Origin of the sequence: Cyanobium sp. WKJ7-Wakatipu (assembly GCF_024345355.1) — a bacterium.
GTDB lineage: Bacteria > Cyanobacteriota > Cyanobacteriia > PCC-6307 > Cyanobiaceae > Cyanobium_A > Cyanobium_A usitatum.
The window spans coordinates 1-5,798 of the sequence record NZ_JAGQAY010000060.1 but is presented as its reverse complement, the minus strand read 5'-3'; the positions used below and the strand labels follow the sequence as shown (position 1 = coordinate 5,798).

7 protein-coding genes and 1 pseudogene are annotated in these 5,798 nt (G+C 52.7%); 2 read left to right on the top strand and 6 right to left on the bottom strand.

Features of this window, described 5'->3' with window-relative positions; genetic code table 11:
* Positions 1 to 147: 147 nt before the first annotated feature.
* From KBY83_RS15305 to KBY83_RS15290, 4 genes are read right to left on the bottom strand one after another with little or no spacing between them, the layout of a single operon-like run.
* Positions 148 to 468: a hypothetical protein gene (locus tag KBY83_RS15305; protein WP_255020422.1), complete on the bottom strand. Its 321-nt coding sequence runs from the start codon at positions 466 to 468 to the stop codon at positions 148 to 150.
* 31 nt (positions 469 to 499) lie between these two features.
* Positions 500 to 1,468, bottom strand: coding sequence for an ABC transporter permease (locus KBY83_RS15300; protein WP_255020421.1), 969 nt, complete (start codon positions 1,466 to 1,468; stop codon positions 500 to 502).
* A 35-nt stretch (positions 1,469 to 1,503) separates the two neighbouring features.
* Positions 1,504 to 1,722 carry an AAA family ATPase gene (locus tag KBY83_RS15295; RefSeq protein WP_255020420.1) on the bottom strand — a complete coding sequence of 73 codons (219 nt, stop codon included), beginning with the start codon at positions 1,720 to 1,722 and terminating at the stop codon, positions 1,504 to 1,506.
* A gap of 18 nt (positions 1,723 to 1,740) precedes the next feature.
* A complete protein-coding gene (locus KBY83_RS15290) occupies positions 1,741 to 2,835 on the bottom strand; it encodes an FHA domain-containing protein (protein WP_255020419.1) in 1,095 nt (364 codons plus the stop codon).
* A gap of 66 nt (positions 2,836 to 2,901) precedes the next feature.
* Between KBY83_RS15290 and KBY83_RS15285 the strand changes: the two genes are divergently transcribed.
* Positions 2,902 to 3,576, top strand: coding sequence for a neutral zinc metallopeptidase (locus KBY83_RS15285; protein ID WP_255020418.1), 675 nt, complete (start codon positions 2,902 to 2,904; stop codon positions 3,574 to 3,576).
* Between the two features lie 735 nt (positions 3,577 to 4,311).
* Here KBY83_RS15285 and KBY83_RS15280 read toward each other — a convergent pair.
* Positions 4,312 to 4,641 (bottom strand): annotated as a pseudogene (locus tag KBY83_RS15280) (DNA-3-methyladenine glycosylase); the annotation flags it as partial.
* A gap of 89 nt (positions 4,642 to 4,730) precedes the next feature.
* Here KBY83_RS15280 and KBY83_RS15275 point away from each other — a divergent pair.
* A complete protein-coding gene (locus tag KBY83_RS15275) occupies positions 4,731 to 5,069 on the top strand; it encodes a hypothetical protein (protein ID WP_255020417.1) in 339 nt (112 codons plus the stop codon).
* Positions 5,070 to 5,244: 175 nt separating this feature from the next.
* Here the strand turns inward: KBY83_RS15275 and KBY83_RS15270 are convergent, their stop codons facing one another.
* Positions 5,245 to 5,598 (bottom strand): DUF805 domain-containing protein, encoded by a 354-nt coding sequence (locus tag KBY83_RS15270; RefSeq protein WP_255020416.1) that lies wholly within the window; start codon positions 5,596 to 5,598, stop codon positions 5,245 to 5,247.
* Between the last annotated feature and the right edge of the window lie 200 nt (positions 5,599 to 5,798).

Below are 5,798 nucleotides of genomic sequence, written 5' to 3'. Positions count from 1 at the left end.
GTACGAATCAATTTGCCGACAATATTGCATTGCTTGAGCACTTATGATCTGCTGCGACGATGCCGAAAGGCATTTTTTTATGGTGATCAGAGGCTGGCAAATCTCGTAAATTTCGAGGTACCCTTTACTAAATAGTTTCGTGTCAACTCACTGTTGCTTCTTAAGTTCGATTCTCCCGGTGTATTCAGCGAGCGGGTGATCAATGCTAAGTGTATTAGCATCTACAATGTCAACAAAAGCATCTCCCTCGGGTCCCTTGAAGATGATCTTGCTTCCACTCTCTTCGTAATTAGACACAACCGGAACGCCCATGATGCGGGAATAAACCCTGCCGTCTGGTTGAAAATCAAGAGACATTACATTATTTGCATCTTTATACACGCCTGATATTTTGCGGATGCAGCCGCTTGCAAGCAGCAAAAGCAGTGCAGCCGTTGCAAGCAGTGGATAACGAGTCTTGCCATGCATGGATCGAATTGATAGCGAATTGCGCACTATATTAGCCTTTCAAGCCCTTGCGTCGGCTCAGGGCAATCAAAGCAAGCAAGATGAACGAACCAAATTGTAGGAGCAGCAGAAGGCTGCTGTCACGCACATTGGCGATGGTTGATGCATAGGGTTCAATATCGATCTTTGGCAAGGTCGGCAGTGCAGGCTCCAAATAAAGCTTCTCAAGCGCCGAGTACGCACCAAAGATCTTGACTGCCCAGCGACTGGCAACCGCTGGGTAAAGAGCTGTCAGACTGCCAATTTCAAACAGCACACCAGAGAGAATCAGCTGTGGCATCAGCAGCAGCGGAGACGAACTACCCGCTTGCCGTTGGTCCTTCACCAGGGTGGACAGAAACAGTGCCATCGCACCACTGGCCACGATCGTGAGCAATGCTGCCATCCAGTAGCCGAATGTCGCTGACCCGATGCCACCGAGAGCTGGCAGGCGGAACAGTACGGCAGAGACGCTAGCGATTAGCAGCGCCTGAGGTATGGCTAGCAGCAAGATCATCAGTCCTTTTGCGGTCACATATGCCAAAGGCTGCAGATTGAAGCTCCGCTCCCGTTCATAGATCGGTCGCTCCCTAGCCACTGCTCCAATGTGGGTACTGATACCTGTCCAGATGCATGCGCAGCTCATCACGAAGATCACCTTGATGGCCAGTGGCAGCAGCGATGGATTAAGTCCTTCACTTGGCACCTCAAACACTTCTGGCTTCTGGATGGCCCCTGCCAGCAGCAGGATCGCTATGGGTGCCGTCAGCATGTTGAGCGCGAGGGAGACACGATCCCGCCAGCTAACCAACAGTTCTCGATGAAGGACTGTCTTGAGCTGACTGCCGAACTGCCGTACCGGCTGCAAGGCTGCTGGAGCAACCTGACGAGCGAGTGCACCTTTGGACTCTGCTGTGAGCTCAGGCAGTGGCTGTTGCTTGCGAAATCTTTCTGCTTCCTGCTCAAGTTCTGAATCACTCAAATTGAGCCGTTCATAAACCTCGGCAAAGTCCGTACCTACCTTGTAGTTCTGTAGACACCCACTGGGACTGCCGGCGTAACACAACCGGCCTCCACGACCCAGAAGACGAGCTGATCACAGAGGTTCACGTTGGCCGTGGCATGGGTCACCACAAGCACGGTGTGGCCACGATCCGCCAGCTGGCGCAGCAGCCGCATCATTCTGCGATCGAGGCCTGGGTCCAGACCCGAGGTGGGCTCGTCTAGAAACAGCAATCGAGGGTCAGCTACCAGTTACATACCGATGTTCACCCGTTTGCGCTGCCCGCCGCTGAGTTCTCGCACTAGGGCGTTTCTACGATGATCTATTTCCAGCAGTTGCATGACCCGCTGCACGGCTGGTTCCCGAGCCTCATTGTCTGGAATTCGCAGCCTTGCAGCAAATGTCAGAACTTCGGAGACGCTCAGCTCCGGATGGACAATGTCGTCCGGTGGTACAAACCCCATTAATGGCCTCAGGGCCCCGATGCTCCGCCGCAAATCATCACCACTGATTTGAATTTGCCCACGGTATTCAGGGTTTTGGCCTGCCAGGGTAGTAAGCAGGCTTGATTTACCTGCACCACTTCCGCCGACGAGTGCCACGAGTTGCCCGCCCTGAATTGAGAGCGACATCGACCTGATGCGATCAGGCAGCTCGAGGTTCCTTACCTCAATTCCAAAACGGAGCTGATCGCCCTGCTGCACCAACTTCTTGCCATCCCAGTGAAAACGTCCGCGCCCGATCCGAACATCCGCTCCAGGTGCAATGCGTGAGACTCGTCCAGCCTTCTTGCCATCGATGAACAGTCCATTGCTACTGCGGTCTTCCAGTAGGGCAGTTCCATTGCCCTCCGGACGCAGCAAGGCGTGTACCCGCGAGACTGTCGGGTCATCGAGAAAAATGTTGCAGCTGGACTGACGTCCGATGCTCAACGTGCCTTGCTGCACGGCGCTGAGCGAAATTGGCGCCTGAGCGGGAGGCGTAGTTGCCTTACGTACCGCAGCAGGCGGCCCAAGCCCTTGGATCTGAATGCGGATTCGCTCGTCTGGCACCTTTCCAATTAATAGCGTCAACTCATGGATCGCTCCCAGCTCCTCTGGGCTCCGCAGCTGGCGGCCATCGGCACGGAAGGTTCCATTGGCGCTGGCTTTGCCAGCCACGCCGTCCTGAATAACCCAACCACCAGACTCCCAGTGCAGCTCCCCCTGCAGCCGCGAACAGCCTTGCCAGTGATTGGGAACCACTAGATCGCATCGACTGGGATCGCGGCCGATCACGTATCGGGGCTTCAAGGCAAGTTGATGCTGAACCTCTTCCTTACGCCAATAGAGATGGGCAGTGACCATGACTCATGCAGGAAGCCTCAGGGCAGTCTGCTATGAGCAAGGCTGTCAGTCACTTCAATGGACGCCGTGAGAGCCTCGATCGCATTGCTTCCAGGGTTGGCACTGCTGGTAAGCCTCGCCTCAGGCCCTTCACAAGCAGGCAGCAACCCCCAACAGCTGTTTCTCTCAACGCTGACAACCCTTCGCAACCTGGATCCTTCCGTAGCAAGCGTAAGGTCCCGAATTCTTGCCGCTCCCAGAAATAAAACCGGATGCGGAAATGTCGGAAATGGTGATTCGGTAGCTTTCTACTGCCAGCTAGACCGCACAATTTATGTATCCGTAATTACACTCAACGCGATTTCGGAAAACTACGGAGCCTCTGCAGTGAGGTACCTAGCAGCCCATGAAATGGCCCACGGCCGCCAGCATGCTGTGACAGGCTTCTCGAAGAACTTGGTCTGGAGCTCAGTCCTTGACGAACTTCAGGCAGATTGCATAGCTGGTAGTTATCTGCGGATTGCATATGGATACACGCCGCAATCACCGCAGGGTGAAGGGGTACGGAGCTTTGCCTTCAATATTGGCGATCGTGAATATCTTAATCACGACTGGCACGGCAACCCACGCCTACGTGTTGCTGCCGTCAACCTCGGGATGCGTAATGGCAAACCATCAAGCTGTCTATCGAGCAAGAGGTTTAATTACGAAAGCCTTCGTGGATCTGGTGCCGAGATGCTCAGGCAATGGAGGAAGCGCTGACGCGCTTTTAGGGTAGTTATCACAATAATGATCTGCAATCATTGATGTCCTCTTTATTGCATCGACCGTTAGTAACGCCAGGCTCTGCTGGACTTATATGTCAGCCTCTCTTGCTCGGCATGACTAGGAAAGCTGGCGGGTGAAAACTTGGCCTACCACAAGCAAATATATCTGGCATCAATACTGCCATGACTTGGAGCGCTCTTTGGCGTCATATCTTATACCCTTGGCTTTCTGTCTTCCCGCGATAGCTTGCAGAGTAAATCGCAGTGATATTGCTAGGGGAATGGTTGCCAAGGCCTGATTCTCATATGGGGCCGTAGATCGAACCTAGGATTTCTACCATTGAGAGGCATCAAGCTTATCAAGCTTCTCGTCGTCAATTGAATGTCAGTTGGCAATTCTCCTCATGGGTCTCAGCAGTGATCCACATAAAGCAACCTGTGCAACATGCTCCATAGTCTGAGCTGATAGACGTGAAGTGGCGGGGCGGCAACCGCCAACCCGCATCTGCAGGCTGCCGTTGTTGTTGCGTAGAGAGGGCGGCTTGAGCAAGGTGGGGTTGGTGCTGCTGGCACTACGGCTACGGCTGCACCACTGACTAAGCCAAGTCAGCCAACTGGGCTTGTAGCCCTTCGTAGCTGGGGGGAGTGTCTGGGAGAAAAAATCTGGGAGTTTTCTGGGGCAGTGGCTTGGGAGTTGGCTGGCTTCTCTGCTGCCAACGCTGAAAAATTAAGCCCAGCCTGAGCTCCTTGAAGTCAAGGCTCGCTTCACGCAGTGGTGAATGCCATAGCTCACATAGACATAAAACCGCCCTGGCTCACCAAACAGGGTTTCGTTGCTGGGGCTGCGGCGGCGATAACCGTGGCAGGCGGGCTCGCTCTGGCAATACGCCTCCGTTTCCACAATCACGCCCCACAGCAGCTCGCCACCTTCTTGGCGTTTCACCAGCAGGCAGCCGATGAGCTCAGGAGCAACCACCTCGGCAGGGCGAGCGAAGAAGGATTGGGGGAGGTGCAGGGTGAGGTTGGTGGCTGAGGGAGTGGCTTGGGGAACAACTGTAATTTTGAAGATAGATTAAAGGGGGCGAAGGCCTTGCCGAATCATGCGGTATAGAATTGCTATATTATCAACTAGATCGTATATTCATCCAAATGAAAGATCAACAACCAATTCCAGTCAGAATGGCAATAATTGCAGCGATTTTAGCGATAGCCACTGCAGGGTGTGAATCCCTTTCAAATAAAGCGGATCAAGCAGCTTCTAACTGCGAAAATATACGCTCAGATATTATTGACCTTAGCGAAAAAGATAGAGCATCAAGGGGCTTTGCACTGGTGGCAATTTACGACCCAACAGAAATCTCCAAGTCAGATAACGAATTAAAATGCCGCGGCAAAGCCTCTTGGTCAGACAACGACAATACTGGAATCACATACAGGCAATATATAGACCAAGAGGGGACTATCATGATTGAATACATGCCTGAGTGAAATGTTGTTGGCTTCTGTTGGCTAAAAGAAATCACCATTTGGTTGGCACTTCACCTAGAGGCAACCGATTAGCTCGGGGCAACCAGCACGGCGGGGCGGGCGAAGAAGGATTGGGGGAGGGCTGGAAGGAGATGGGTTGGTATGGGGGTGGCTACGAGTAGTGAAGTGACGAAGGCTATACAGGCGAAGGCACCTTGGAAGGCTGCAGATACATTATAAAGAGAGCTATCCCGCCAACATATGGCACAAGACTAACAAGAAGAAGCCAGGGATTAAAGCCAGCATCCCTAAGGCGCCTTGCTTGAATTGAGATATTGGGGACAATTGCGGCAACCGAATAAATTACGATAAGCGCAACTGGTGTAACATTGCCGGAATCTCCAAGTAGAGAGCCTAAAAGGAAGCCAAAGACCAAAAGGAAAACAACAACGATTGCGTTACCCGCATAAGCAAGCCAGAAATCGGAACGCTTTGTATTTCCACCAAAGGCGAAGGACTTCACCCAAAAAGATCTGTAGGATTCAATCATTGCCATAGTTCAAGCAATCCTTTCTAGCAGAGGAACCGATCATGCACAGAATCTTAAAGCTTTGCAATACGCTTAAGGAGACTCTGGAAAACCCAGCCTATCTGCGCGAAAATGAGCCTGTAACCGCAGGCCAGGACTGGGTTGATGGGCGGCAAGCAGCTTGGCTTCTCGGATTACGAGCTCACAACAGCCAAGAAGCA

Coding starts and splice junctions, on each gene's coding strand:
- KBY83_RS15305 (WP_255020422.1), bottom strand. CDS start 468: ATGCATGGCAAGACTCGTTATCCACTGCTTGCAACGGCTGCACTGCTT.
- KBY83_RS15290 (WP_255020419.1), bottom strand. CDS start 2,835: ATGGTCACTGCCCATCTCTATTGGCGTAAGGAAGAGGTTCAGCATCAA.
- KBY83_RS15275 (WP_255020417.1), top strand. CDS start 4,731: ATGAAAGATCAACAACCAATTCCAGTCAGAATGGCAATAATTGCAGCG.
- KBY83_RS15270 (WP_255020416.1), bottom strand. CDS start 5,598: ATGATTGAATCCTACAGATCTTTTTGGGTGAAGTCCTTCGCCTTTGGT.